The organism is Acidovorax sp. LjRoot129, from assembly GCF_964253765.1.
Classification (GTDB): Bacteria; Pseudomonadota; Gammaproteobacteria; order Burkholderiales; family Burkholderiaceae_C; genus Acidovorax.
The window spans coordinates 4,278,378-4,302,230 of record NZ_CAXUSE020000001.1; the positions used below are offsets into that span (position 1 = coordinate 4,278,378).

General features: G+C 64.6%; 25 protein-coding genes and 1 tRNA gene. 10 read left to right on the plus strand and 16 right to left on the minus strand.

What is annotated here, in order from left to right; translation table 11 throughout:
- Positions 1-58: 58 nt before the first annotated feature.
- From ACSQ3Q_RS19630 to ACSQ3Q_RS19650, 5 genes are read right to left on the minus strand one after another with little or no spacing between them, the layout of a single operon-like run.
- Positions 59-2,347 carry a methyl-accepting chemotaxis protein gene (locus ACSQ3Q_RS19630; RefSeq protein WP_436136009.1) on the minus strand — a complete coding sequence of 763 codons (2,289 nt, stop codon included), beginning with the start codon at positions 2,345-2,347 and terminating at the stop codon, positions 59-61.
- A 21-nt stretch (positions 2,348-2,368) separates the two neighbouring features.
- Complete coding sequence (locus ACSQ3Q_RS19635; protein ID WP_436136010.1) at positions 2,369-2,896, minus strand: chemotaxis protein CheW; 528 nt, start codon at positions 2,894-2,896, stop codon at positions 2,369-2,371.
- A 15-nt stretch (positions 2,897-2,911) separates the two neighbouring features.
- Entirely contained in the window at positions 2,912-3,277 is a 366-nt protein-coding gene (locus tag ACSQ3Q_RS19640) for a response regulator (RefSeq protein ID WP_010459520.1), read from the minus strand.
- Positions 3,277-3,675: a response regulator gene (locus ACSQ3Q_RS19645; RefSeq protein ID WP_436136011.1), complete on the minus strand. Its 399-nt coding sequence runs from the start codon at positions 3,673-3,675 to the stop codon at positions 3,277-3,279. Before ACSQ3Q_RS19645 ends, ACSQ3Q_RS19640 begins: the two co-directional genes overlap by 1 nt.
- Positions 3,676-3,733: 58 nt before the next feature.
- Positions 3,734-3,907: a rubredoxin gene (locus ACSQ3Q_RS19650; protein ID WP_409827011.1), complete on the minus strand. Its 174-nt coding sequence runs from the start codon at positions 3,905-3,907 to the stop codon at positions 3,734-3,736.
- Positions 3,908-4,001: 94 nt separating this feature from the next.
- Here ACSQ3Q_RS19650 and thiD point away from each other — a divergent pair, with 94 nt between their 5' ends.
- Both thiD and hemL read left to right on the plus strand, forming a co-directional pair.
- Positions 4,002-4,955 carry a bifunctional hydroxymethylpyrimidine kinase/phosphomethylpyrimidine kinase gene (gene thiD, locus ACSQ3Q_RS19655; RefSeq protein ID WP_436136012.1) on the plus strand — a complete coding sequence of 318 codons (954 nt, stop codon included), beginning with the start codon at positions 4,002-4,004 and terminating at the stop codon, positions 4,953-4,955.
- The gene (hemL, locus tag ACSQ3Q_RS19660; protein ID WP_436136013.1) at positions 4,939-6,249 is read left to right on the plus strand and encodes a glutamate-1-semialdehyde 2,1-aminomutase; all 1,311 of its coding nucleotides are present in this window, start codon (positions 4,939-4,941) and stop codon (positions 6,247-6,249) included. The genes thiD and hemL overlap by 17 nt, the downstream gene beginning before the upstream one ends.
- 66 nt (positions 6,250-6,315) lie before the next feature.
- On the opposite strand, the gene ACSQ3Q_RS19665 is transcribed toward hemL, so the two are convergent.
- The gene (locus ACSQ3Q_RS19665; RefSeq protein ID WP_436136014.1) at positions 6,316-7,107 is read right to left on the minus strand and encodes an IclR family transcriptional regulator domain-containing protein; all 792 of its coding nucleotides are present in this window, start codon (positions 7,105-7,107) and stop codon (positions 6,316-6,318) included.
- A 117-nt stretch (positions 7,108-7,224) separates the two neighbouring features.
- Between ACSQ3Q_RS19665 and pobA the strand changes: the two genes are divergently transcribed.
- A complete protein-coding gene (gene pobA, locus ACSQ3Q_RS19670) occupies positions 7,225-8,409 on the plus strand; it encodes a 4-hydroxybenzoate 3-monooxygenase (RefSeq protein ID WP_436136015.1) in 1,185 nt (394 codons plus the stop codon).
- Between the two features lie 101 nt (positions 8,410-8,510).
- Here the strand turns inward: pobA and ACSQ3Q_RS19675 are convergent, their stop codons facing one another.
- From ACSQ3Q_RS19675 to ACSQ3Q_RS19700, 6 genes are all read right to left on the minus strand, one after another.
- Positions 8,511-8,933 (minus strand): hypothetical protein, encoded by a 423-nt coding sequence (locus tag ACSQ3Q_RS19675; RefSeq protein ID WP_436136016.1) that lies wholly within the window; start codon positions 8,931-8,933, stop codon positions 8,511-8,513.
- 123 nt (positions 8,934-9,056) lie between these two features.
- Positions 9,057-9,209, minus strand: a complete 153-nt coding sequence (locus ACSQ3Q_RS19680; protein WP_436136017.1) for a hypothetical protein — start codon at positions 9,207-9,209, stop codon at positions 9,057-9,059.
- Positions 9,210-9,289: 80 nt separating this feature from the next.
- Positions 9,290-10,903 carry a bifunctional phosphoribosylaminoimidazolecarboxamide formyltransferase/IMP cyclohydrolase gene (purH, locus tag ACSQ3Q_RS19685; protein WP_436136018.1) on the minus strand — a complete coding sequence of 538 codons (1,614 nt, stop codon included), beginning with the start codon at positions 10,901-10,903 and terminating at the stop codon, positions 9,290-9,292.
- Between the two features lie 100 nt (positions 10,904-11,003).
- Entirely contained in the window at positions 11,004-11,237 is a 234-nt protein-coding gene (locus tag ACSQ3Q_RS19690) for a Fis family transcriptional regulator (RefSeq protein ID WP_056167477.1), read from the minus strand.
- Positions 11,234-12,280, minus strand: a complete 1,047-nt coding sequence (gene dusB, locus ACSQ3Q_RS19695; protein WP_436136019.1) for a tRNA dihydrouridine synthase DusB — start codon at positions 12,278-12,280, stop codon at positions 11,234-11,236. The genes ACSQ3Q_RS19690 and dusB overlap by 4 nt, the downstream gene beginning before the upstream one ends.
- 228 nt (positions 12,281-12,508) lie before the next feature.
- Positions 12,509-13,123, minus strand: coding sequence for a D-Ala-D-Ala dipeptidase (locus ACSQ3Q_RS19700; RefSeq protein ID WP_436136020.1), 615 nt, complete (start codon positions 13,121-13,123; stop codon positions 12,509-12,511).
- A gap of 176 nt (positions 13,124-13,299) precedes the next feature.
- Here ACSQ3Q_RS19700 and ACSQ3Q_RS19705 point away from each other — a divergent pair, with 176 nt between their 5' ends.
- A complete protein-coding gene (locus ACSQ3Q_RS19705) occupies positions 13,300-13,770 on the plus strand; it encodes a YqaA family protein (protein WP_436136021.1) in 471 nt (156 codons plus the stop codon).
- Between the two features lie 17 nt (positions 13,771-13,787).
- Here ACSQ3Q_RS19705 and ACSQ3Q_RS19710 read toward each other — a convergent pair whose 3' ends face one another.
- The 4 genes from ACSQ3Q_RS19710 to ACSQ3Q_RS19725 form a co-directional block, all read right to left on the minus strand.
- Complete coding sequence (locus ACSQ3Q_RS19710) at positions 13,788-14,972, minus strand: diguanylate cyclase (RefSeq protein ID WP_436136022.1); 1,185 nt, start codon at positions 14,970-14,972, stop codon at positions 13,788-13,790.
- A gap of 263 nt (positions 14,973-15,235) precedes the next feature.
- Positions 15,236-16,120, minus strand: coding sequence for an EamA family transporter RarD (gene rarD / locus ACSQ3Q_RS19715; protein WP_436136023.1), 885 nt, complete (start codon positions 16,118-16,120; stop codon positions 15,236-15,238).
- Positions 16,121-16,256: 136 nt separating this feature from the next.
- Positions 16,257-17,351, minus strand: coding sequence for a redox-regulated ATPase YchF (gene ychF, locus ACSQ3Q_RS19720; RefSeq protein ID WP_436136024.1), 1,095 nt, complete (start codon positions 17,349-17,351; stop codon positions 16,257-16,259).
- A gap of 83 nt (positions 17,352-17,434) precedes the next feature.
- Positions 17,435-18,307, minus strand: a complete 873-nt coding sequence (locus ACSQ3Q_RS19725) for an MOSC domain-containing protein (RefSeq protein WP_436136025.1) — start codon at positions 18,305-18,307, stop codon at positions 17,435-17,437.
- 104 nt (positions 18,308-18,411) lie between these two features.
- On the opposite strand from ACSQ3Q_RS19725, the gene ACSQ3Q_RS19730 reads away from it, so the two are divergent.
- From ACSQ3Q_RS19730 to ACSQ3Q_RS19755, 6 genes are all read left to right on the plus strand, one after another.
- The gene (locus tag ACSQ3Q_RS19730) at positions 18,412-19,545 is read left to right on the plus strand and encodes an FAD-dependent monooxygenase (RefSeq protein ID WP_436136026.1); all 1,134 of its coding nucleotides are present in this window, start codon (positions 18,412-18,414) and stop codon (positions 19,543-19,545) included.
- 59 nt (positions 19,546-19,604) lie between these two features.
- On the plus strand, positions 19,605-20,333 hold the full coding sequence (locus tag ACSQ3Q_RS19735) for a DsbC family protein (protein ID WP_436136027.1): 729 nt from the start codon (positions 19,605-19,607) through the stop codon (positions 20,331-20,333).
- Positions 20,334-20,405: 72 nt separating this feature from the next.
- Entirely contained in the window at positions 20,406-22,202 is a 1,797-nt protein-coding gene (locus tag ACSQ3Q_RS19740; protein ID WP_436136028.1) for a M61 family metallopeptidase, read from the plus strand.
- A gap of 101 nt (positions 22,203-22,303) precedes the next feature.
- A complete protein-coding gene (locus ACSQ3Q_RS19745) occupies positions 22,304-23,083 on the plus strand; it encodes an enoyl-CoA hydratase (RefSeq protein WP_436136029.1) in 780 nt (259 codons plus the stop codon).
- A 26-nt stretch (positions 23,084-23,109) separates the two neighbouring features.
- Positions 23,110-23,186 (plus strand) — tRNA-Met (locus ACSQ3Q_RS19750).
- Positions 23,187-23,364: 178 nt separating this feature from the next.
- Positions 23,365-23,823 (plus strand): hypothetical protein, encoded by a 459-nt coding sequence (locus ACSQ3Q_RS19755; protein WP_436136030.1) that lies wholly within the window; start codon positions 23,365-23,367, stop codon positions 23,821-23,823.
- Positions 23,824-23,853 lie beyond the last annotated feature (30 nt).

A 23,853-nucleotide genomic window follows, 5' to 3' on the forward strand; every position in this document is an offset into this window, starting at 1 on the left:
GGATTCGTCCCCGGCTGCTAGGAGCCAGCTGGTTGATGACTAACGACTAACTGCGGGGTCAGGCGATCTTGAACCGTGCCACCGATTGGCGCAATTCCTCGGCCATGTGCGAGAGTTCGCGCACCTGTTGCGCCGTGGTGCGGGTACCTTCACCCGTCTGCTCCGTCACCGCAAAAATGTGCTGGATGTTGTCAGCCACTTCATTGGCGAGGACAGCTTCCTTGGAGGTCGAAGACGAGATCTGCTCAATCAGTTCAGCAAGGCGGCGCGACACGCGGTCAATCTCGGTCAGTGCGGTACCGGCGCTGTCGGACAGGCGGGCCCCTTCCACCACACCCTGCGTGGAGCGCTCCATAGCGGCCACGGCATCCTGGGTGTCGGTCTGAATGGCCTTCACCAGCGCCGAGATCTGGCGCGTGGCGTCTGCGGAACGTTCAGCCAGTCGCTGCACTTCTTCGGCCACCACCGAGAAGCCTCGGCCGGCTTCACCGGCGGAAGCGGCCTGGATGGCGGCATTCAGGGCCAGCACGTTCGTCTGCTCGGTAATGTCGGAAATCAGCTCGGTGATTTCGCCAATCTCCTGTGACGATTCGCCCAGGCGCTTGATCCGCTTGGAGGTGTCCTGGATCTGGTCGCGGATGGAGTTCATACCGCCGATGGCGTTCTGCACAGCCTGCAGACCGGAATCGGCAGCTTGCAGCGATTGGCGGGCCACTGTAGCGGACTCTTGCGCCTGGGTGGACACTTCGTTGATTCGGGTCGCCATGTCCAGAACGGAGCGGCCGGTTTCACGAATTTCGCGCAGCTGTTCGGTCGATGCGGCCAGCAGCTCGGTCGACGTGCTGTCCACCTGGGCTGTCGTCTGTGCCACCCGGGTTGCCGTGTTCTGCACGCTGCCCACCAGCTGGCGAAGTTCTTCCACCGTGTAGTTCACCGAGTCGGCAATGGCGCCCGTGATGTCTTCGGTCACGGTGGCTTCCTGGGTCAAGTCGCCTTCAGCGACCGACTGCAGTTCGTTCATCAAACGCAAAATGGCGGCCTGGTTGGCGTCGTTGACGCGCTTGGCTTCCTGCTCCTGGCGCTTGGCATCCTTTTGCTGCGATTCGGCAGCTGTCTGGCGGCCCCGGCTGTCCAGCAGCTGAACGCGCGAGATGCCCACGCCGCAAAGAATCACGAACAGGCCGGCAAGGGCCAGGGCTGCCAGCTGGCCACCGCCCACACCCGTCTGGGCGGAGAGCTTGGTCTGCAGGCCTTCAAGCTGGCGGCGCAGTGGTTCGCTGTCGGCAATGATGGCGGACTGCGCTTCGCGGGCAGACACCAGGCCCTGCAGGTTGCCCAAAATGGCGCTAGCCTGTGTGCGGGTCTGCTCATAGAGCTTGATCAGCGCTTCGAGTTGTTCACGGGTCTGTGCATCCTTGGTTGCCGCCAGGCGCAGTTCAGGGCTGCCATCCAGAAGGCCTTGGGCGATTTCCTTGAACGAGTTCAAATCCTTGCCAAGCAAGAACACGGCCTCGGGGCTGACGCCTTCCATGGTCTGAAATTCGTTGGCGGACTTGCCGATACGCTGCGTCAACATCACCAGCTGGCCGGCCGCGGAGATTTCAGCGGCTGGAGCGTTTTGCTGCAGTTTCAGCGACGACACGGTTTCGGCAATTTCCAGCAGATCGGACGACTGGCGGTTGATGGTGCGCAGAGCGTCACCCACCTGGGTCAGAATTTTTTGCTGGCCCATCACCACGCTGGCATTGCGCTCTGCGCGTTCCATCAGCGGATTGACCGCATCCAGGTCCGGCTTGTAGGGCTCGCCCAGCGATTCCACGCCCAGTTCCTTGTCACCGGCAGTCAGGCCACGCACGTTGCGCGCCAACACGCCCGAGCTTTCCACCACGTCAGGGAAGGCCTGGGGGCTACCCACCAGGGCCTGCGATACCGACTTGGCCAGGCGCTGCGACTGCATCAGCGATTGGCCGGTAGCGGCCAGCTGCTGCGCGGAGCGATCGGCTTGCTGCAGCACCCAGAATGCAATCGCACCCAGCACCAACACCCCGAAAAGCAGCAAGCCCAGCAGCCGCCGCTGGTGGGCGGCAGTCGTAGCGCGGCCCAGCAGTGGCAGAGAGATGAGGTCCTCCTCGACATCGGGCGCCGTCAGCTCCGGCGTGTAACCGTCGGGATCGCCCTGCACGCTGTTCATGGCTTCGGCCTGGTACGCATCGCGCAGTTGCCCGCCGTCCAGCGAGCCCGTGGCCAGAAGGTCCTGCCCGTCATCGACAGCGCCGGCATGCGCGCCGGTGTCCGGCGTGTCAGGTTTCCGGTTGAACAGTTTTCCAAATTGATTGACGACGGACATGGTGCAGCCTTACAGAAAAACTCAAGCACTGATGCTCAGGAAAGCGGGATGTTGGGAAAGAACCTGCAGGTTCAGTTCCTGCCAGCGCGTACCGCTGGAATCGATATAAGTGGTGCCAAAGAAGGCGGGGGCGTCCCCGGCAGGCGGCTCGGAGGACACGAACGCGTCGGTCCCGCGCAAGCCGGCAAGCCGATCGACCAGCAAAGCGGCGTTCACTTCGAGGGCCGCATTGAAGGCCAGCAGGCTGGCTTCGGTCAGGGCCTGCTCAGTGCGCGGAGCGGCCGAACCTAGCAGGCCCGCCAGATCGACCACACCCACCAGACCGCCGCGCAGGTTCGCGACGCCCAGGAACCAGCTTTGGGTGTAGGGCACCGCCTGGATGGCGACCCAGGGGAAGATTTCCCCCGACTGTCCCAGGGGCAGCAAATAGAGACTCCCGGCGGACTCTACAGCCAGCCAGGACGACACAGACGTTCCTTCGGTTCTTGCAGCCTGCAGTCGGCTGGCAAGTCGGGTCTGGAGCTCTCGCAGGGCTTCGCGGTTGGCCATGAACGCGCCGCAGCCTCAGTTCAAAGCGTCGATTTTGGCCTGCAGTTCAGCGGGATCCACGGGCTTGGTGATATAGCCACGCGCACCCTGACGCATCCCCCAGACGCGGTCCGTCTCTTGATTCTTGCTGGTGCACATGATGATGGGCACATCGGCATAGAGCGGATCACGGGTGATGGCCCGCGTGAGCTGAAAACCGTTCTGGCCGGGCATCACCACATCCATGAGGATCAGGTCCGGCTTTTCTTCTGCGAGGCGGCGGAACGCTTCATCGGCATTTTCTGCGGTACGTACCTGCATGCCTTTTTTCTGAAGCAGGTCCGTCAAAAACATCAACTCGGTCTTCGAGTCGTCGACGACCAATACTTTCTGGATGGGCATTACATCGCTCCTTGTTGGGGATTGCCGAACTGCTGCACGGCCTGCAGGAGTTGGTCTTTGGTAAACGGTTTGGTGAGATATTCCTGGCAGCCGACCATGCGCCCACGCGCCTTGTCGAACACGCCGTCCTTCGAGGACAGCATGACCACCGGGGTATCTGCAAAACGGGCGTTGCGCTTGATGATGGCGCAGGTCTGGTACCCGTCGAGCTTGGGCATGAGGATGTCGCAGAAGATCAGCTGAGGCTGGTAATCGTTGACTTTGGCCAAAGCGTCAAAGCCGTCGTCGGCCAACAAGACTTCGTGCCCCCCCTGCTTGAGAAAAATCTCGGCGCTTCGACGGATGGTGTTGCTGTCATCCACCACGAGCACTTTGAAAGATGCGCCTGTTGTAGTCAATTGTTACTGCTCCCGACGGAAAAATAAACAACCCTGCGGTCATAGTTACGGCAGCGTTTCAAATCTGAACCATCTCGAAGTCTTCTTTGCGGGCGCCACATTCAGGGCAGGTCCAGTTCATCGGGACCTGATCCCAGGGCGTGTTGGGTGCAATGCCGTGCTCAGGTGATCCTTGAGCTTCGTCATATATCCACCCGCAAATCAAGCACATCCAAGTTTTAGAGTCGATCACAGCTTAAAGGGCCTTCACATAGAATGCAACGATTGTATCTAGTCATCTCAGCGGGCTGCGGCTTCGGTGCCACCCTTCTAGCAGGATCTGGTCCATGACCACCAAAGCATCCCCACCCCCCCCAGAAATCATAGATATTGAAGATGACGGTTCGCAAGACGCCAGCCCGGCCTGTGTGCTGGTCTTCAACGCCAGCGACCCCAGCGGCTCCGGCGGCCTGACCGCCGACATCACCACCATCGCCTCTGTCGGCGGCCACCCGATCGCCGTGGTCTGCGGCGCCTACGCACGCGATACGGCGCAGATTTTTGACCATTTCAGCTTCGACGACGAAGCCGTTGCTGAGCAGGCACGGACGGTGCTTGAAGACATGCCGGTGCAGGCCATCAAGGTCGGCTTCGTGGGCAGCCCTGAGAACATCAGCGCCATCGCCGAAATCACGACCGACTACGACGAAGTCCCCGTGATCGCCTACATGCCCAACCTGTCGTGGTGGACGGAGGAGCAGATTGACGAGTACCTGGACGCCTTCCGCGAATTGTTGTTACCGCAGACCTCAGTGTTGGTAGGAAACCACAGCACACTGTGGCGCTGGCTCTTGCCAGACTGGTCCGGCGACCGGAATCCCACGGCGCGCGACATCGCCCGCGCGGCCTCCGAGATGGGCGTGCCCTACACCCTGGTTACCGGCATCCCCCTGCCCGAGCAGTTCGTCGAGAACGTGCTCGCATCGCCCCAGACCATCCTCGGCAACGGCAAGTTCGAACTGTTCGACGCCACCTTTGCCGGCGCGGGCGACACCCTCTCGGCTGCGCTCACCGCCTTGGTGGCCTCCGGCAACGACCTGGGCGAAGCCACCAGCGAGGCGCTGAGCTACCTGGACCGCTGCCTGGATGCCGGCTTTCGCCCCGGCATGGGCCACATCGTGCCCGACCGCATGTTCTGGGCCCAGCCCGACGACGATGACGATGCCGACGACGACACCCCCATCGACGATAAACAGGCCATCGAAGGCTTTGTGATGCCCCCCCATGACACCAAGCACTGATCTCAACATTCCTTTGTTCGAACGCGCCAAGGCGCTCATCCCCGGCGGCGTGAACTCGCCCGTGCGGGCCTTCAAGGCCGTGGGCGGCACGCCGCGCTTCATCAAGCGGGCGCAAGGTGCGTACTTCTGGGACGCCAACGACCAGCGCTTCATCGACTACATCGGCTCGTGGGGTCCGATGATCCTGGGCCACGGCCACCCGTCCGTGCTCGACGCGGTGCAGAAGGCGGCGCTCGAAGGCTTCAGCTTCGGCGCGCCCACCGAGCGCGAGGTCGAGCTGGCCGAGGAGATACTGGGCCTGGTGCCCTCCATGGAGATGATCCGCCTGGTCAGCTCGGGCACCGAAGCCGGCATGAGCGCCATTCGCCTGGCGCGCGGCGCTACCGGCCGCAGCAAATTCATCAAGTTCGAAGGCTGCTACCACGGCCATGCCGACTCGCTGCTGGTCAAGGCCGGCTCGGGCTTGGCCACCTTTGGCAATGCGACCAGCGCGGGCGTGCCACCCGAGGTGGTGCAGCACACCCTGGTGCTCGAATACAACAACGTGGCCCAGTTGGAAGAAGCTTTTGCCCTGCACGGCAAGGAACTGGCCTGCGTGATGATCGAGCCGATTGCCGGCAACATGAACCTGGTGCGCGCGAGCGTCCCGTTCATGAAGCGCTGCCGCGAGCTGTGCACCGAATACGGCGCCCTGCTGGTGCTCGACGAGGTGATGACCGGCTTTCGCGTGGCGCTGGGCAGCGCGCAGAGCGTGTACGCCCAATCGATCCCCGGCTTCAAGCCCGACATCACGGTGCTGGGCAAGGTGATTGGCGGCGGCATGCCGCTGGCGGCCTTCGGCGGGCCGCGCGCCATCATGGAACACCTGGCCCCGCTGGGCGCCGTGTACCAGGCCGGCACGCTGTCGGGCAACCCGGTGGCCACCGCCTGCGGGCTGGCCACGCTGCGCGAGATCAAAAAGCCCGGCTTCTTCGATGCGCTCTCGGCCCGCACCCGCTCGCTGGTCGATGGGTTGTCTGGCGCTGCTGCTGCCGAGGGTGTGCCCTTCAGCGCCGACTGCGAAGGCGGCATGTTCGGCTTCTTCCTGCTGCCCGAGCTGCCCCAGAACTACGCCCAGGTGCTCAAGACCGACAACGCGCGCTTCAACACGCTGTTCCATGGTTTGCTGGACCGCGGCGTCTACATTGCGCCGGCGCTGTACGAGGCTGGTTTTGTGAGCTCCGCCCACACGGCCGACGACATTGCGGCCACCATCGCCGCCGCAAGCGAAGTTTTCAAAACGCTATCGAAATAATAGCTACAAGCGCTTATTCATCAAGCGCTGGCGGCCATTTTCATTCATATTTCGGCTCCCAAGCCGTTAGAGCAGGCCGCGCAACTCGCGTGCGGCCTCCTGCAGCAGCGGCAGCATGTCGCGCTGCAGGCTGCCCTCGTCGATCTGCTTGGGTGACGCCACCACGTTCAGCGCCGCCACCGTGCGGCCCTGCAGGTTGCGCAGCGGCACGGCCAGCGCGTGCACGCCCAGCTCATGCTCTTCCACCGCCAGGCAGCAGTCGTCCCGCCGCACCTTGGCAATCACCTGCCGCAGCGGCCCGACCTGGGTGATGGTGTGCGGCGTGAGGCGCTGCAGCGCGCAGCCCTTGAGCCAGGCCGTCAGCTCCGCCGCAGGCAGCGCGGCCAGCAGCACCCGCCCGGTGGATGTGGGGTGCGCCGGCAGCCGCGCGCCCAGGTGCAGGCCGTAGGCCAGCACACGCGACGGAGCACCGTACACGCCGCTGCGCGCCACGATCACGACCTCATTGCCATCCAGCACCACGGCCGAGAATGACTGCTGGGTCTGCGCCGCCAGCCGGTTGAGCGTGGGCTGCAGCACCCGCGGCAGACGGGCCGACGCGAGGTAGCTGCCCGAAAAGCGCAGCACTTTGGGCGCCAGCCAGAAGTAGCTGCCGTCCGTCTCCAGATAACCCAGGTGCGCCAGCGTCAGCAGGTGCCGGCGGGCCGCAGCACGCGTGAGGCCGGTGCGCTGCGCCGCCAGCGTGGCGTTCAGCCGCTGGCGCTCGGTGTCGAAACTCTCCAGCACCGCCATGCCCTTGGCCATGCCTTCGATGAAGTCCGCCTTGGCGATGGAGGACGCGGTCTGAACGGTGGTCATTGCGCGATGATCGCACAACATATCCGCCAATCGCACGCTACCGCCTGTGCGCCCTGCCCGTTTGACGCAGATCAACCTACGCTTGGCAGCATCTTTTCCCCACGAGGTTGCCCCACCATGCGTACCCAGGTTGCCATCATCGGCGCAGGCCCCGCCGGCCTGCTGCTCGGCCAGTTGCTCTACACGTCCGGCATCGACGCCGTCATCATCGAGCAGCGCAGCCCCGACTACGTGCTGGGCCGCATCCGCGCCGGCGTGCTGGAGCAGGTCAGCATGGACCTGCTGGACCAGGCCGGGGTCGGCGCCCGCGCCCATGCCGAAGGCCTGCCGCACGACGGCATCGAGCTGCTGTTCAAGGGCGCACGGCACCGCATTGACCTGCACGCGCTGACCGGCGGCAGCCGGGTCACCGTGTACGGCCAGACCGAAGTGACCCGCGACCTGATGGACGCCCGCGCCGCCGAGGGCCTCGCCACCGTGTACGACGCCCAGAACGTGAGCGTGCACGACTTCGACGGCCAGCAGCCGCGCGTGACGTACGAGAAGGACGGCCAGACGCACGAGGTGCTGTGCGACTTCATTGCGGGCTGCGACGGCTACCACGGCGTGTGCCGCGCCAGCGTGCCGGCCGACGCCCTCAAGACCTACGAGCGCGTCTACCCCTTCGGCTGGCTGGGCGTGCTGGCCGACGTGAAGCCCGTCTCGCACGAGCTGATCTACGCCAACACCGAGCGCGGCTTTGCGCTGTGCAGCATGCGCAGCAACACGCGCAGCCGCTACTACCTGCAAGTGCCATCGACCGACAAGGTGGAGCAGTGGAGCATCGAGCAGTTCTGGGCAGAACTGGGCAACCGCCTGGACCCCGAGGCGCGCGAGAACCTGGTCACCGGTCCGGCGCTGGAGATGAGCATCGCCCCGCTGCGCAGCTTCGTGGCCGAGCCCATGCGCTTTGGCCGCCTGTTCCTGGCGGGCGACGCCGCCCACATCGTGCCGCCCACCGGCGCCAAGGGCCTGAACCTGGCGGCGAGCGACGTGGGGTACCTGTGGAATGCGCTGTCGGACTACTACCGCGACAAGTCCAGCGCGGGCATCGACACGTATTCCGACCGGTGTCTCCGCCGCGTGTGGCGCGCCGAGCGCTTCTCGTGGTGGTTCACCTCGCTGATGCACCGCTTTCCGGACACGGGCGAGTTCGGGCAGAAGATGCAGGAGGCGGAACTGGATTACTTGGTCAACTCGCGTGCGGCGTCCACTTCGCTGGCGGAGAACTATGTGGGGTTGCCGCTCGACTTTGCGCAATAGGCACTACTGGTGGGATACAGGCCGTAGAGGCTGATCCGGTCGTCTGAGGCGGACCGCGCCGGCATCAGGCTTCACCTGTGCGTACGGACGATGCACGCATTTCAGTCGAGGGAAAAATCCTTGTCCAGAATACCTTCACAGCGTTCGCAGTAAAGGTATCTGGTCCTGTTCCCTACTGCCAACGCCGCCCACCCGGTGGCGCTATCGATGGTCAGCCGGTAAGTCTTGCCATTTTTAGAACGGATGAAACCCTCGGCCGTGCAGTCACCCGTGATCATTGCCTTTTGATAATTGAAGGCCGTGCTCGCGAGCGCATGCTGGACGAAGAACCGCATTTTTCGCTCGGTAAGCTCCGAATCGCCACACACATCCTGATCGCCTGACGAATTCACACCCACAGAACTCTTGATGATGTATGCCGCTTTGTTGTCCTTCTGAATGGAAGGCAGATCTTCTGCAGCATGGGCCAGCGAACCGACGCCGAGGACCATGCCGATCAGCGTGGTGGACAGTATCTTTTGCATCATCATTCAGCCGCGTGCGGTCGACTCCCTGGCAGCGCATGCAGCTGTTGACTTGGATAAGACCGACGGCCGCGCCGATGCTGTGACAGCAGGCAGCGTACGGGCAGGCACTGCGGCACTTGTCTAAGCCGTGGGGCCGAGCCGACCCGTGAGCATCATCCACGCCAGATTCGCCATGCCCAGCGCAATGGCCGCGGCCAGCACGCCAATCACCCACGCCACCCAGCGCGGGCGTGTCGTGTCCTGGTCTTCGTCGTCGGTAGGGGGTGAGGCCATCGCGTGCGCTCAGCCCCGCTGGGCCAGGCATCGGCGCCCGCTATCCCAGCACCGCATTGGCTTGCGCAATGTCACCCGCATCAATGGCGGAAGTGGCGCACGCCGCTGAACACCATCGCCACGCCGCGCTCATTCGCGGCGTCGATGACTTCGTTGTCGCGCATCGAGCCGCCGGGCTGGATGACGCAGGTGGCGCCTGCGTCCACCACCACATCGAGGCCGTCGCGGAAGGGGAAGAACGCGTCGCTGGCCACCACGGTGCCCTGCAGCGACAGGTTGGCGTGGCCGGCCTTGATGCTGGCGATGCGGGCGGAATCCAGGCGGCTCATCTGGCCGGCGCCCACACCCATGGTCATGCCGCCCTTGCAGAACACGATGGCGTTGCTCTTGACGTACTTCGCCACCTTCCAGGCGAACAGCAGGTCTTCCAGCTGCTCCAGCGTGGGCTGCTTTTGGGTCACGACCTTGAGGTCGATGAGCGACAGCTCATGGTTGTCGGCCGTCTGCAGCAGCAGGCCCGAGCCGATGCGCTTGGCGTCCATGGCGTTGCGGCCGCGCTGCCAGTCGGTCAGCACGTCGGTCTTGGATGCGTGGGGTGGCAGCGCGATCTTGAGCAGGCGGACGTTGGCCTTGGCCTTGAAGACTTCCAGCGCCTCGGCGGTGAAGTCGGGGGCCATCAGCACTTCGACGAACTGCTTGCTGATCTGCGCTGCGGCCGCGCCGTCGAGCGTGCGGTTGACGGCGATGATGCCGCCGAACGCGCTGGTGGGATCGGTCTGGAAGGCCTTGCTGTACGCATCGAGTGCATCCAGGCCCACGGCCACGCCGCAGGGGTTGGCGTGCTTGACGATGACGCAGGCAGGCGCCTCGAAGCTCTTGACGCATTCCCACGCGGCATCGGCGTCGGCGATGTTGTTGTACGACAGCTCCTTGCCTTGCACCTGCTCGGCCGTGACCAGCGAGCCGGGCGCCGGGTGCAGGTCGCGGTACAGCGCGGCCTGCTGGTGCGAGTTCTCGCCGTAGCGCAGGTCTTGCACCTTGGTGAAGATGCCGTTGCTTTGGCCGGCGAACTGGGCGCGCGCGGGCACGTAGGTTTCCGACAGTTTTTCTTCTTCGAACGTGACGGAAGACAGGTAGTCGCTGATGGCACCGTCATACTGGGCGATGCGGTTGAACGCAGCCACTGACAGCGCAAAGCGCAGCTTGTTGGAGAGCTTACCGCCTGCTTTCAGTTCGGCCAGCACAGCGTCGTACTGGTCGGCAGAGGTGATCACGCCCACGTCGTTCCAGTTCTTGGCGGCGCTGCGCACCATGGCGGGGCCGCCGATGTCGATGTTCTCGATGGCGTCGGCCAGCGTGCAGCCGGCCTTGGCCACGGTGGATTCGAACGGGTACAGGTTGACCACCAGCAGGTCGATGGTGTCGATGCCGTGCTCCTTCAAGGCGGCCATGTGCTCAGGCAGTTCGCGGCGGGCCAGCAGGCCGCCGTGCACCTTGGGGTGCAGCGTCTTCACGCGGCCGTCCAGCATCTCGGGAAAGCGGGTGACCTCGGCCACCTCGGTCACGGGCAGGCCGTTGTCGGCCAGCAGCTTGGCGGTGCCGCCGGTGGACAGCAGCTTGATGCCCAGCGCGTGAAGGGCCTGGGCAAATTCGACGATGCCGGTCTTGTCGGAGACGGAAAGAAGTGCGTTCATGGCAGTGGTGGTGGGGAAAGTTTGAATAAAAACGGGGCCTGGCGCTTGATGGATAAGCGCTAGCAGCTACAAATTTAATAGCAATGGGTTGCGTGGGCCTTCACAGCAGCTTGTGCAGCGACAGCTTCTTGCGCAGGGTGTTGCGGTTCAGGCCCAGCCATTCGGCGGCGCGGGACTGGTTGTTGTCGGCCTGCTGCATCACCACTTCCAGCAGCGGTTTTTCGACCACGCGCACCAGCATGTCGTACATGCCGTCGGGCGTCTCTCCGCCCAGGTCGCGAAAGTAGCCTTGCAGGCTCTCGCGCACGCATTCCTCTATGTGTTTCTTGCTCATGCAGCCATTCCCTCTTGTTCTTCTGAGTCAGCGTCCACGCCGGTGGCGGCTGGCAACCGGTCCATCTGCTGCCCCAGGGCATCCAGGTGGTCGGCCACGGCCTGCCACTGCGTGGCGCTGTCTTCGATCGTATTGATGTGTTGCCTGAAGGCCTCGCCGCCCGGCAGCGCGCGCAGGTACCAGGCAATGTGCTTGCGCGCACTGCGCACCCCGGTCAGCTCGCCGTACAGGCTGTAGTGGTCGTGCAGATGCTCCAGCAGCAGGCGCCGCACCTCGGCCACTAGCGGCGGCGCCAGGTGTTCGCCCGTGGCCAGAAAGTGGCCGACCTCGCGGAAGATCCACGGCCGGCCCTGGGCGGCGCGGCCGATCATGATCGCGTCGGCACCGGTGGCGGCCAGCACATCACGCGCCTTTTCGGGCGATGTGATGTCGCCGTTGGCCGCCACGGGCACCTTCACCGCGGCCTTGACCGCCGCGATGGTGTCGTACTCCGCATGGCCCTTGTAGCCCTGCTCGCGCGTGCGGCCGTGCACGGTGAGCATCTGGATGCCCACGCCTTCGAAAGCGCGGGCGAGCTGCACCGCGTTCTTGTGCTCCTGGCACCAGCCGGTGCGCATCTTCAGCGTGACGGGCACGTTGAAGGGCGCGCAGGCATCAACCACCGCAGCGGCGATCTCCACCGCCAGGGCCTCGTTCTGCATCAGGGCGGAGCCCGCCCATTTATTGCAGACCTTCTTGGCGGGGCAGCCCATGTTGATGTCGATGATCTGCGCGCCACGCTCCACGTTGTAGACCGCGGCTTCGGCCATCATCTGCGCCTCGGTGCCGGCGATCTGCACAGCAATCGGCCCAGGCTCCCCCTCATGGTTGGCACGGCGCGAGGTTTTGAGGCTGTTCCACAGGTCCTTGCGCGAGGTCACCATCTCGCTCACCGCGTAGCCCGCGCCCAGCGCCTTGCACAACTGGCGGAACGGCCGGTCCGTGACGCCCGCCATGGGGGCGACGAACAGGCGGTTCGCCAAAGGGATGTGGCCAATGTGCATGGGGAGGGGGGTGCGCGCAGGGGGCAGCAGCGAATGCTGAAAAAGGAGGCGGGATTGTACCTGCCCAAAATTTCAGCAACTGAAATGTTCCGCCCACTGAAATATGGGGCGATGGTGGTGTGACTGCGAGGGCTCGGAACCGGCGCCGAATGCCCCGCGATGCGCTGGGCAGCGGCGGGCGAACGCTCTGGGTTGCGTCTCGGCCTGTTCAGCGGAGTGCGGTGTCAATCACCGCGATGCGAGATCGGTGTCAGCCGCTTTAGAAGGCGCTGCACCGCGCTGAGCGAAGTGCCACCACGCATTGGGCAGGTTGTCGAACTGGTGGCGGGCCATCAGGCCACGCAGCCAGTCACGGTTGTGTTGCACGTCGGGTGAAAACCCTTGCGCCCCCGGCTGCGCGCCGGCCAGCTCCACACCGGGGGGCGTGCCCATATCCACATCGTGCCCATCGGCCAACGGGCCGCGTACCACCTTGCTGGCCTTCAGGCCATCCACCACCCTTACCTGCACCACCCAGCCGCCGCGTGCCCTGTCGGCCGCGGTGGCCTGGCAGGTTGCACGAAAAGCCAGGCCCTTTTCCTTGAGTTCCTGCGCAACGCCTTGCAGGGCGGCGCGGGTGTCCGAGGTTTCGCGGCAGGCAGGTGCGGACTGTGGGCCGGGCGCAGTGGCCACCAGCGGGTCAGTGGTTTCTGGCACTGCCGCCTGCGGGCTGTGCACACAAGCGGCCAGCAGGAACGCCGTCACCACCGATGGCCAACGCATGCCCTGCGGGCGTGCAGCGCCGTGCAGACGCTGGGTGGCCTTGGCAAGTGCGGGGATCTGGGGCGTGGTGGTTGTATGCATGGGCAAACTCCTGAGTGGCATGCCTGCAGATTTCCTGCTCGGCACCGTGTTGCCCACGATATAAACCGCCCTGCTCCGCCCGCATGCGCCGATGCCGCAGCCCCGCGTAGGACAGCGCCACCACGCACGATTGGAGCGCTGACGCCGCCCTACACTTCGCGGCTATGGAAATCTGGATGCACCAGCTGCTTGAATGGCTCGCACTGCCGCAGTTCGGCCTGAGCACCGTCTTCATCGTTTCGGTCATTTCGGCAACGCTCCTGCCGCTGGGCTCAGAGCCCGCCGTGTTCGGCCTCATCAAGATCAACCCCGAGATGTTCTGGCCTGCGATCCTGGTGGCCAGCGCCGGCAACACGTTGGGCGGCGGGATCAGCTGGTGGATGGGCTTTGGCGCGCACAAGGCGGTAGACAGAGCCCGGGGCGGCGCGACTGAAGTGCGCGCCCTGGCCTGGCTGCAGCGCTTTGGCGCACGCGCCTGCCTGCTGAGCTGGCTGCCCGTGGTGGGCGATCCGCTGTGCGCCGTAGCGGGCTGGCTCAAGCTCCCCTTCTGGCCGTGCCTTGCCTACATGGCGGTGGGCAAGTTCTTCCGGTATCTGGTCATGACGAGCGTGTTGCTGTACTTCATGCCCGGACAGCTGGGCACTTGAACGGCTCGCCCCGGCATCTACAGACCCGCGTGGCCGCTGGGTAACGACTGGCCCAGGTCTCCTTTGGCCACGGGCTCTTCGACCACCACCTGGTTGCGACCGCCCTCTTTGGCCATGTACATCGCCGTGTCGGCGCGCGAGAAGAACTCCAGCACCGACTCGCCCAGCACATAGTGGGTAACGCCGATCGAGACCGTCACGCGGCCCTTGAGCAGGCCGGTCCAGGCGTGCGTCTCGACCTGCGCACGGATGCGCTCGCAGGTGTTGAGTGCGGGCAGGAGCGAGGTGGCCGGAAAGATCAGCAAAAACTCCTCGCCGCCATAGCGCCCGAACACGTCGCCACCGCGCACACCCTGCTGTGCGATGCGCGCGAAAGTGCGCAACACCTCGTCGCCGCCCAGATGCCCCAGCTCGTCGTTGATGCGCTTGAAGTGGTCGATGTCGAGCACGGCCAGGCACAGCGGGATGCCGCTTTCATCGGCCATCTGTTTTTGCTCTTCGAGCGCGGCCAGTACGTAGCGGCGGTTAAAGCAGCCCACCAGCGGGTCGCGCTGCGCGTCTTCCTGGATGTTCTTGATCTTGCGGCTGGCGTGGTAGAGGCTGCGGTACAGGCGCTGCACCTTGCCCATCAGCAGGATGAAGGCAGGCAAGGCCGCGAGCAGAGCGAGCCCGTGCAGAAGCTCCAGGCGCAGCAGCGCGGTGTTGCGCTGCTCCTGGAAGTGCAGCGCTATTACCCCCGCATACAGAGCCAGGAAACACGCTGCCAAGCCCAGCAGTGCGCGGCGCGGCACCGTGAACGTGCCGTAAGCCACGGCCACAAAAGCAAACGGCGCAAGCAGGATTTGCGTGACCGGCGCGAGATAGAACAACACCAGCATGCAGCCCAGGGCGGTGGCCACGATGGCCAGCTTGAGGTGCCTGTGGCGCAACTTCTGGTGCATGCCGCTGCGAAACACGATCCAGAACGCCCCGCAGCAGAGCCCGATCAGCCCTGCCAGCACTGCAAGCACCTGGGCATCCACCATGTCAAAGGCGTAAAAACCCAGCATGGCCAGCGCGTGCAGGCCGATCAGCCCCAACACCTGCACCCACTGCTGCGCCACGCTGCGCGCACCCTGCGGACCCAGTCCATCCATCGCCCGGCGCGCCGGCCGCACCATGGCAGACGCCGAGTCATCGAACTCCATGACGGCGTCGGACAAGGGAAAGGCATCCGTGGCAGAAAACGGATTCTTGCGTCCAAAAAACATGTGGGGGCAGGCGTGGGCCTGGGTTCGTTCTGGGTGACAACCACTCACCGGGCGGGCCGCCCGCAGCAGGGCGCCCCACGGCAGGCCCCGCGCATCTTACGCAGGCCTGACACAGCCCCACCCCGTGTTTTCCAGTAGCACCGCGCCGATTCGTCGCTGCGTTGCGATGGGTCAAAGGCAGGCGCGCTGCCAGTGCCGCGCCTGGGCACCGGGCCTCAGGCCCTTGCAGCCCTCGCGCCCCGCAGGGACCACCAGCCTTCCAGGGAATAGACGCACAGCGCGCCCCAGATCAGCACAAAGCCGATCAGGCGAGCGGGCTCGAACGCCTCCTGAAACACCCACACCCCGAGTGCGAACTGCAGGCTGGGCGAGATGTACTGGAGGATGCCCAAGGTAGACATCGGGATCAGGCGCGCCCCTGCGGCAAACAGCAGCAGTGGCACCGCAGTGAGGGGCCCAGCCAGCAGCAGCCAGCCCAAGGTGGAGACATCCCCGTGCACTATTGCGCCTTGCCCTTGCCACGCCCACCAGCCCAGCACGATGGCTGCTACGGGGGCGAGCAGCATGGTCTCCAGCGCCAAGCCTTCGAGCGCCCCCAGGGCGGCCACCTTGCGCAGCAGGCCATAGAAGCCAAAACTCAGGGCCAGCACCAGCGCGATCCACGGCAGCCGACCGGCCTGTACCGTGAGCCAGAGCACACCGGCAGCGGCCACGGCCACCGCCAGCCACTGGCCGGCCCGCGGCCGCTCGTGCAAAAACACAAAGCCCACCGCCACATTGACCAGCGGCAAGATGAAGTAACCGAGGCTCGCGTCCACCACATGCTGGTTCTGCACGGCCCATACGTAGGTGAGCCAGTTGCCCGACAGCAGCACAGCCGACAACGCAAACGCCGCCAGCACCCGCGGCTGGCGGAGCACAGTGCCTATCCACGCCCACTGCCTGCGCACCAGCAGCACGACCAGCACAAACACCAGCGACCACAGGGTGCGGTGCATCACGACCTCCAGCGAAGGCACATTGGCCACTTGCTTGAAGTACAGGGGAAAGAGCCCCCAGGCGACATAGGCCAGCGCGGCGTAGAGGATTCCGGGGTTCATGGTGCAGCGGGGTCGGGTGGGATCGGCCTGCGCCGCTCCGGGTCGAAAAAAATCCCTGCACGCCGGTGAGGCTGTGCAGGGAGCTCGTTCAGGTGCCCAGGGTGGGGGGCGGCCTATCGGCCGGCGCCACCGAGCCTCAAACGTTGAACAGGAAGTTGAGCACGTCGCCGTCCTTGACCACGTACTCCTTGCCTTCTGCGCGCATCTTGCCCGCGTCCTTGGCGCCTTGCTCGCCCTTGTAGTGGATGTAGTCGTCGAACGCGATCGTCTGCGCACGGATGAAGCCACGCTCGAAGTCGCCGTGGATCACACCTGCTGCCTGGGGCGCGGTGTCGCCGATATGTATCGTCCATGCGCGCACTTCCTTCACGCCGGCGGTGAAGTAAGTCTGCAGGCCCAGCAGCTTGAACGCGCCACGGATGAGGCGGGCAAGGCCGGGCTCGGTCTGGCCCATCTCGGCCAGAAACATGTCACGGTCCTCATCACTCATTTCGGCCATTTCGGCTTCCATCTTGGCGCAGATGGCTACAACGGGCGCGTTCTGACCGGCCGCGTATTCCTTGAGGCGGTCCAGGAAGGGATTGTTCTCAAAGCCGTTTTCGCTCACATTCCCCACGAACATCGCTGGCTTGGCGGTGATCAGGCACAGGGACTTGAGCAGGGGCTGCTCTTCCTTGGTGATTTCCACCGAACGTGCGGGCTTGCCTTCGTTGAGCGCGGCTTGGATGCGGGTGAGCAACGCCACCAGTTTGGCGGCGTCCTTGTCGTTGCCCGACTTGGCGGCCTTGGTGTAGCGGTTGAGCGCCTTTTCCACCGTGCCCATGTCGGCAAGACACAACTCGGTCTGGATGACTTCGATGTCGGAGATCGGGTCGACGCGGCCAGCGACATGAATCACGTTGTCGTCTTCAAAACAGCGCACCACGTTCACGATGGCATCGGTTTCTCGGATGTGGGCCAGGAACTGGTTGCCCAGGCCTTCGCCCTGGCTAGCACCTGCCACCAGGCCCGCAATGTCTACAAACTCGACGATGGCGGGCACGATGCGCTCGGGCGAGATGATCGCCGCGAGTTGCTGCAGGCGGGGGTCTGGCACTTCCACCACGCCCACATTGGGCTCAATGGTGCAGAAGGGATAGTTCTCGGCGGCAATGCCGGCCTTGGTCAGCGCGTTGAAGAGAGTGGACTTGCCGACGTTGGGCAGGCCCACGATGCCGCATTGGAGGCTCATGGCAGGGCTTTCTGGAATTCGGAGACAAACCGCCGATTTTACGGCGCGCCAGCCATGTCCCTCGCACAGGGGGCGTTCAAGTCTCAGTCAAAGCGCAGATCGGCCGACACGCGCTGTCCCACGCGCAGCGTCTGGCCAGCGCCTTGTCGGACGATGGCGTTCATGCCGAAAGTGATGGCGCCGTTCAGGCGCCGGTCTTGCCGGTATGCGCGCAGGGTGGCTCCGACCTCGGGGCTGCTATCGGCGGTGGCGGGGTCGATGTCAGGAATGGGGCAGCGCGCGCAGGGCTTGACGGGCTGCAGGTGAATCTCTCCCTCGCTTCCGCCATCGACCCGCACCAGGTCTACCCGGTCTTCATCGTGCGCATCGACGCCGCCGAGCACGACGTTGGGCCGAAAGCGCTCGATGCCCACAGCGCCATGGCCCGCCGCCGTGAGGCGCCCATTCAACTCCTGCATGGACGCTTCGCTGACCACGAGCACCGGGTACCCGTCGGAGAACTGATTGGGCGCCTCGATGCCCCCCGTCCAGTCCATGCTGGACAGGCGGCGGTACTCAGGGTCGAAGCGCACCAGGCGGCAAGGCTGGCCCAGAAAATCGGTGAACCACTGCGCCGCCACGGCGCCCATGTCCCAGGCTGGCACCGTATCCCGCCAGACAGTGACGGTAGCGGGGGCCTCGACGGCATCGATGGCGACGTGCAGGGCCAGCATGCCGGGCGCGCGCAGGACCATTTCTTCGCTTTTGAGCTGTGGGCGGATCAGCGCCATGCGCGGCAGGGCCCGTTGGGTCAGGAAGACCCCTTGGGCATCCACCACCATCCAGGCGCGGTCGAGGTCCAGGCCTGTTTCAGTGAGCAGCGCCTCCTGCACCTCGATGCCGGCGCAGGATTTGACGGGGTAGACAAACAGGCGCGCAATGGTGCCGGATAGATCGGAATCGGGGTGGAAGCTCACGCCTGCGCGCTCCTCAAAAATGGGCTATGGACATGGAGAACTCGCTCTCCGCCCGCAATTCTGCACTGCGGCCGGGGGCTCAAGCCGCCTCCTACAATGCCCTCATGGCCCAAACCTTTGACATCTGCATTCGTGGCACCGGCATAGTGGGCACCACCTTGGCGCTGCTGCTGGCGCGGGACCGGCTGAAAGTCGCCTTGCTACCGGCGCCCGGCGCCAAAAATCCCGCTGCGACTGATGTGCGGGCCTACGCCCTGAACCTGGCCTCGCGGCAATTGCTTGAATCCCTGCGCAGCTGGCCCGATGACGAGCACGCCACGGCGGTGCGCCAAATGCAGGTGCAGGGCGACCAGGGCGGGGCCGTGCAGTTCGACGCGGCGGCTCAGGGCGTGGACGCGCTGGCGTGGATCGTGGATGTGCCCGCGCTGGAGTCGCGCTTGGCGCAGGCCGTGCGGTACCAGCCCCATGTGGAGCTGGTCGACGCACCGGTGCCCGCGGCGCTCACCGTGGTCTGTGAAGGCCGGGCGAGCACGACCCGCGAAGAATTCGGCGTGAACTTTGAAGTCACGCCCTACCCGCAGCACGCCATCGCGACCCGCCTGCAATCTGAGCGCCCCCACGGACAGGTGGCGCGCCAGTGGTTCTCCCCCGACGGAATCCTGGCCTTCTTGCCGTTGGGGGGCCCGCAGGGGAACTCCGTAGCCGTCGTGTGGTCCGTCTTTCAAGAGCAGGTCGCGCCACTGATGGCGTTGCCCCCGGAGGATTTCGCACAGAGATTGCGTACCGCGAGCCAGGACGCGCTGGGTGCGCTGCAAGTAAGCGCTGAGCGGGCCGCATGGCCTTTGCAGTTGGCCAAGGCAGACCGCTGGTGCGGCGCATTGCCGCCCGCCGCGGGGCGCGCCGGTCGCAGCTGGGTGTTGGCCGGCGACGCAGCACACAATGTGCATCCGCTGGCAGGGCAGGGGCTGAACCTGGGGCTTGCTGACGCGCAGGCCCTGGCCCGCGTGCTGCATGAACGTGACTACTGGCGCAGCGTGGGCGACGCGCGGCTGCTGCGGCGCTATGAGCGGGAGCGCAAGGCCGCCCTGCTGCCCATGGGGTTGGCCACGGATGGCCTGCAGCAACTGTTTGCGCGCCAGGATGGCCCGATACAGGCGCTGCGCAATTGGGGCATGAAGGGCTTTGAAATGAGCGGCCCGCTTAAGAGTTTTGTGGCCCGCCAGGCCATGGGAATGTAACGACCCCGGACGGGCGCACACAGTGCAGCCCGGCCCGATACCTTGAAACCGAGACCACCATGAAATTCATTCCCACCCTGATCGCGGCCATCGGCCTTGCCACCGGCGCTTTGGCGTCTGCCCAGGAAGCCGATATCCGCAAGGCGCTGGCGGAACGCATCCCGCAAATGGACAAGATCGACGAGGTGCGGCCCACCCAGATGAAGGGGCTGTACGAGGTGCGCATCGGTACTGATCTGTTCTATACCGACGCCAAGGGCGACTACGTGATCCAGGGCGAGCTGATCGATGCCAAGGCGCGGCGCAACCTTACCGAGGACCGCATCGCCAAACTCACTGCGGTGGAATTCTCGGCCCTGCCGCTCAAGGACGCGTTCACCATCGTGCGGGGCAACGGCAAGCGCAAGGTGGCCGTGTTTGAAGACCCCAACTGTGGCTACTGCAAGCGCTTCGAGCGTGACCTGCAGAACGTGGACAACGTCACGGTGTATCTGTTCCTCTATCCCATCCTGAGCCCCGACTCCGCAGAAAAGTCCCGCAACGTCTGGTGCGCCAAGGACAAGGTAAATGCTTGGCAAGACCTGATGGTGCGCGACAAGCCGGCCCCCGCAGCGAGCTGTGATACCGCGGCGCTGCAGCGCAACCTGGCATTTGGCCGCAAGCACAAGATCACGGGCACGCCCACGCTGATCTTTGCCGATGGCTCACGCGTCCCAGGCGCCATCGGCGCCCAGGAAGTCGAAAAGCGCCTGGCCGAAGCCACCGGCGAATCCACCCGCGCCAACTAGCTTTTTCGTTTCCACCGCGCGCCCACCAGGGCCGGTCGCTTGCCGCCACTGGCCCGCACCTCGCAGACGCCCATGCCCTCCTCCCGCCGCCACGAGCCCGCTGCCATTCACTACCACGTGGAGCCGGCCGACCTGCACGCCCATCTTTTCAGCGTGACGCTCACGATTGCCCATCCCCAGGCGCTGCAGGAAGTCGCCTTGCCGGTGTGGATTCCGGGCAGCTACTTGGTGCGGGAGTTCTCCAAAAACCTTCAGGAACTGAAGGCGCACCAGGGCAAACACGACGTACCGCTCACGCAGTTGGACAAGCACCGCTGGCGTGCGGACTGCAGTGCCGACAAGCCCCTGGTGCTGACCTATGCCGTGTGCGCTTACGACACCTCGGTGCGCACGGCCTGGCTGGACACATCGCGCGGGTTCTTCAACGGAACCAGCCTGTGCCTGCAGGTGCGCGGCCAGGAAAAGCAGAGCCACACCCTCGAAATCGCCAGCACGCCCGCCACCGCTGAGTGGTCGGTCGCCACCGGCCTCACCGCGTTCCAGACCGACAAGAAGGGTTTCGGCCTCTATCGCGCCGACGACTACGATGAACTGGTCGACAGCCCCTTCGAGATGGGCACGTTCTGGGTAGGGCGCTTCGTGGCCGGCGGGATTCCCCACCGCTTTGTGGTGGCCGGTGCCGCCCCATCTTTTGACGACAAGCGCCTGCTGGCGGACACGCAGAAAATTTGCGAGACCGCCATCCGCTTCTGGCACGGCGATGGGCCCGCCCCCTTCAAGAGCTACCTCTTCATGCTCAACGCCGTGGGAGACAGCTACGGAGGCCTTGAACACCGGAACTCCACGGCTTTGATCTGCGGCCGGCGAGACTTGCCCAGGGTGGGCGAAAGCCGGGCCAGTGACGGCTACACCACCTTGCTGGGTCTGATCAGCCACGAGTACTTTCACACCTGGAACGTCAAGCGCTTGCGCCCCGCCGAGTTTGCGCAGCACGACTACGCCCGCGAGAACTACACCGACTTGCTGTGGTTCTTTGAAGGCTTTACGAGCTACTACGACGATCTTTTGCTGCGCCGCGCCGGCTTGATCGACGATGCCGCGTACTTGAAGCTCATCACCAAGACCATCAACCAGGTTCACCAGACCCCGGGGCGTGCCGTGCAGACCGTGGCGCAGGCCAGCTTTGATGCATGGGTCAAGTACTACCGCCAGGATGAGAACACGCCCAACGCCACGGTGAGCTACTACACCAAGGGCTCGCTGGTGGCGCTGTGCCTGGACCTGGCCCTGCGCCGCGACGGAAAGAGCAATCTGGACGAGGTGATGCGCGCCCTGTGGAAGCGCTGCCAGGGCGGTCCAATGACGGAAGACGATCTGCGCACCGTGCTGCGCGAGCTCAGCGGGAGGTCTTTTGACACCGAAATCGCGCAGTGGGTGCACAGCACGGCGGAACTTCCACTGGCAGAACTTCTGGCGGCCAACGGCGCGCACCTTCAGGCCGAGGCGCCACAGCTGGCACAGCGGCTGGGGCTGCGGGTCGCGGAAAACCACAGCGTGCAGATCAAGACGGTGCTGCGGTCAGGTCTGGCAGAACAGGCGGGCATGGCCGCAGGGGACGAGTGGCTTGGCGTAGAGGTGCTTGGCCAGGGCTGGCGCATCAGCCGGCTGGATGACGTGGCGTTCTACCTGGGCACAGAGACCTCTGCGACGGCGCTCGTCGCGCGCGACGGCCGGCTGCTGCGGCTTGCGCTGGAACTGCCGCCCCGCAGCCAAGGGGCGGCGCACCGCAAGGCGGCCCGCACTGCCGCACCAGACACAGTCAGCCTATCTACATCAGACGCCGCCGCGCTGACTCGCTGGCTGGGTTGATCGAACGCGAGTACGGTCTCTTGCCCGCGAAATTTCCCTTCGAGCTCGCTTCGGTATATTCCCTCACGCTTTCATAACTACCCAAACATCCAGGAGATCCCATGGCCTACGAAACCATCGAGGTCCGCGTCGAAGCGGACAAGGTTGGCATCATCACGCTCAACCGCCCCAAGCAGCTCAATGCGCTGAATGACCAGCTCATGAATGAACTGGGTACGGCCTTGAAGGATTTCGACGCCAATGAGTCGATCGGCTGCGTCATCGTGACGGGCAGCGAAAAGGCGTTTGCGGCGGGTGCGGACATCGGCGCCATGGCCAAATACAGCTTTGCGGACACCTACAAGGGCGACTACATCACGCGCAACTGGGAAGCGATCCGCTCCATCCGCAAGCCCGTCATCGCCGCCGTGAGCGGCTTTGCCCTCGGTGGCGGCTGCGAACTGGCCATGATGTGCGACTTCATCATCGCAGCCGACAACGCACGTTTCGGCCAACCGGAAATCAAGCTTGGCGTGATTCCAGGTGCTGGCGGAACCCAGCGCCTGCCGCGCGCCGTGGGCAAATCGAAGGCCATGGACATGGCCCTCACCGGCCGCATGATGGACGCCGCGGAAGCCGAGCGCGCAGGGCTCGTCAGCCGCGTCGTGCCGTACGACAAACTTATGGACGAAGCGCTGGGCGCTGCCATTCTCATTGCCGGCTTCTCGCAGATTGCGGTGATGGCCGCAAAAGAGTCGGTGAACCGCGCGTTTGAGGGCAGCTTGTCCGACGGCGTGATGTTCGAGCGCCGCCTGTTCCATGCGTTGTTCGCCACGCAGGACCAAAAAGAAGGCATGGACGCCTTCCTGAACAAGCGCCCCGCCAACTTCACACACCAATAATTTTTGTTCTATAATCTGGGGCTTACGGTGGTATAGCTCAGTTGGTTAGAGCGCAGCATTCATAATGCTGATGTCGGTGGTTCAAGTCCACCTACCACCACCAAATTCAAGTGCTCAGCCAAAAGCCCGCAACGCGCCAGTGATTGCGGGCTTTTTTGTGGCCGCAATGCCCACGCCGTGGCGGTAAGTCCTTGTACGAAAACGCTTTTTCGCGCCCTGGCCCGTAAAATCGCCTTCCCCGCCCGCTTCCCGACCCATTCACCAGCCTCTGGATACACACCATGAACCGCTGCACTCGTGCCCTCCCCTCCCCCACAGCCGGCATTGGTCGATGCCTGCACGCTGCACGCACGCTGCTGGCTGCTGCTAGCCTCACCGCATTGACGTGCCTCGGGACTCCCGCTCTTGCACAGGTGCAGCCGGGCCTGGGCGTGGTGCGCAATTTTCCTGACGCGTCGCTGCGGGGCACCCTGACCATCCAGGGGGGCTCCGAAGCCGTGCTCAGCGGGCGCACCATTCGCATGGCGCCCGGCATGCGCCTGTTCAGCCCACAGAACTCGCTCGTCATGCTGCACACGGTGCAGGGCAAGACCTTCAAGGTCAACTATCTGATCGAGAACAGCACGGGCATGCTGTTATCCGCCTGGATCCTGACTGAAGGCGAGGCTGCACAGCCGCGCAACGGATCGGACACGATCCAGTTCAATTTCCGCACTGACGCAGACCCGGCGAAGAAGTAACCCGGCGCTGACAGCCCTGCTGCAGGGACG

Bases quoted from the DNA above. Each gene is read 5' to 3' on its own strand.
- ACSQ3Q_RS19630 (WP_436136009.1), bottom strand. From the start codon at position 2,347: ATGTCCGTCGTCAATCAATTTGGAAAACTGTTCAACCGGAAACCTGAC.
- ACSQ3Q_RS19635 (WP_436136010.1), bottom strand. From the start codon at position 2,896: ATGGCCAACCGCGAAGCCCTGCGAGAGCTCCAGACCCGACTTGCCAGC.
- ACSQ3Q_RS19640 (WP_010459520.1), bottom strand. From the start codon at position 3,277: ATGCCCATCCAGAAAGTATTGGTCGTCGACGACTCGAAGACCGAGTTG.
- thiD (WP_436136012.1), top strand. From the start codon at position 4,002: ATGACCACCAAAGCATCCCCACCCCCCCCAGAAATCATAGATATTGAA.
- hemL (WP_436136013.1), top strand. From the start codon at position 4,939: ATGACACCAAGCACTGATCTCAACATTCCTTTGTTCGAACGCGCCAAG.
- ACSQ3Q_RS19665 (WP_436136014.1), bottom strand. From the start codon at position 7,107: ATGACCACCGTTCAGACCGCGTCCTCCATCGCCAAGGCGGACTTCATC.
- pobA (WP_436136015.1), top strand. From the start codon at position 7,225: ATGCGTACCCAGGTTGCCATCATCGGCGCAGGCCCCGCCGGCCTGCTG.
- ACSQ3Q_RS19675 (WP_436136016.1), bottom strand. From the start codon at position 8,933: ATGCAAAAGATACTGTCCACCACGCTGATCGGCATGGTCCTCGGCGTC.
- ACSQ3Q_RS19680 (WP_436136017.1), bottom strand. From the start codon at position 9,209: ATGGCCTCACCCCCTACCGACGACGAAGACCAGGACACGACACGCCCG.
- purH (WP_436136018.1), bottom strand. From the start codon at position 10,903: ATGAACGCACTTCTTTCCGTCTCCGACAAGACCGGCATCGTCGAATTT.
- ACSQ3Q_RS19690 (WP_056167477.1), bottom strand. From the start codon at position 11,237: ATGAGCAAGAAACACATAGAGGAATGCGTGCGCGAGAGCCTGCAAGGC.
- dusB (WP_436136019.1), bottom strand. From the start codon at position 12,280: ATGCACATTGGCCACATCCCTTTGGCGAACCGCCTGTTCGTCGCCCCC.
- ACSQ3Q_RS19700 (WP_436136020.1), bottom strand. From the start codon at position 13,123: ATGCATACAACCACCACGCCCCAGATCCCCGCACTTGCCAAGGCCACC.
- ACSQ3Q_RS19705 (WP_436136021.1), top strand. From the start codon at position 13,300: ATGCACCAGCTGCTTGAATGGCTCGCACTGCCGCAGTTCGGCCTGAGC.
- rarD (WP_436136023.1), bottom strand. From the start codon at position 16,120: ATGAACCCCGGAATCCTCTACGCCGCGCTGGCCTATGTCGCCTGGGGG.
- ychF (WP_436136024.1), bottom strand. From the start codon at position 17,351: ATGAGCCTCCAATGCGGCATCGTGGGCCTGCCCAACGTCGGCAAGTCC.
- ACSQ3Q_RS19730 (WP_436136026.1), top strand. From the start codon at position 18,412: ATGGCCCAAACCTTTGACATCTGCATTCGTGGCACCGGCATAGTGGGC.
- ACSQ3Q_RS19735 (WP_436136027.1), top strand. From the start codon at position 19,605: ATGAAATTCATTCCCACCCTGATCGCGGCCATCGGCCTTGCCACCGGC.
- ACSQ3Q_RS19740 (WP_436136028.1), top strand. From the start codon at position 20,406: ATGCCCTCCTCCCGCCGCCACGAGCCCGCTGCCATTCACTACCACGTG.
- ACSQ3Q_RS19745 (WP_436136029.1), top strand. From the start codon at position 22,304: ATGGCCTACGAAACCATCGAGGTCCGCGTCGAAGCGGACAAGGTTGGC.
- ACSQ3Q_RS19755 (WP_436136030.1), top strand. From the start codon at position 23,365: ATGAACCGCTGCACTCGTGCCCTCCCCTCCCCCACAGCCGGCATTGGT.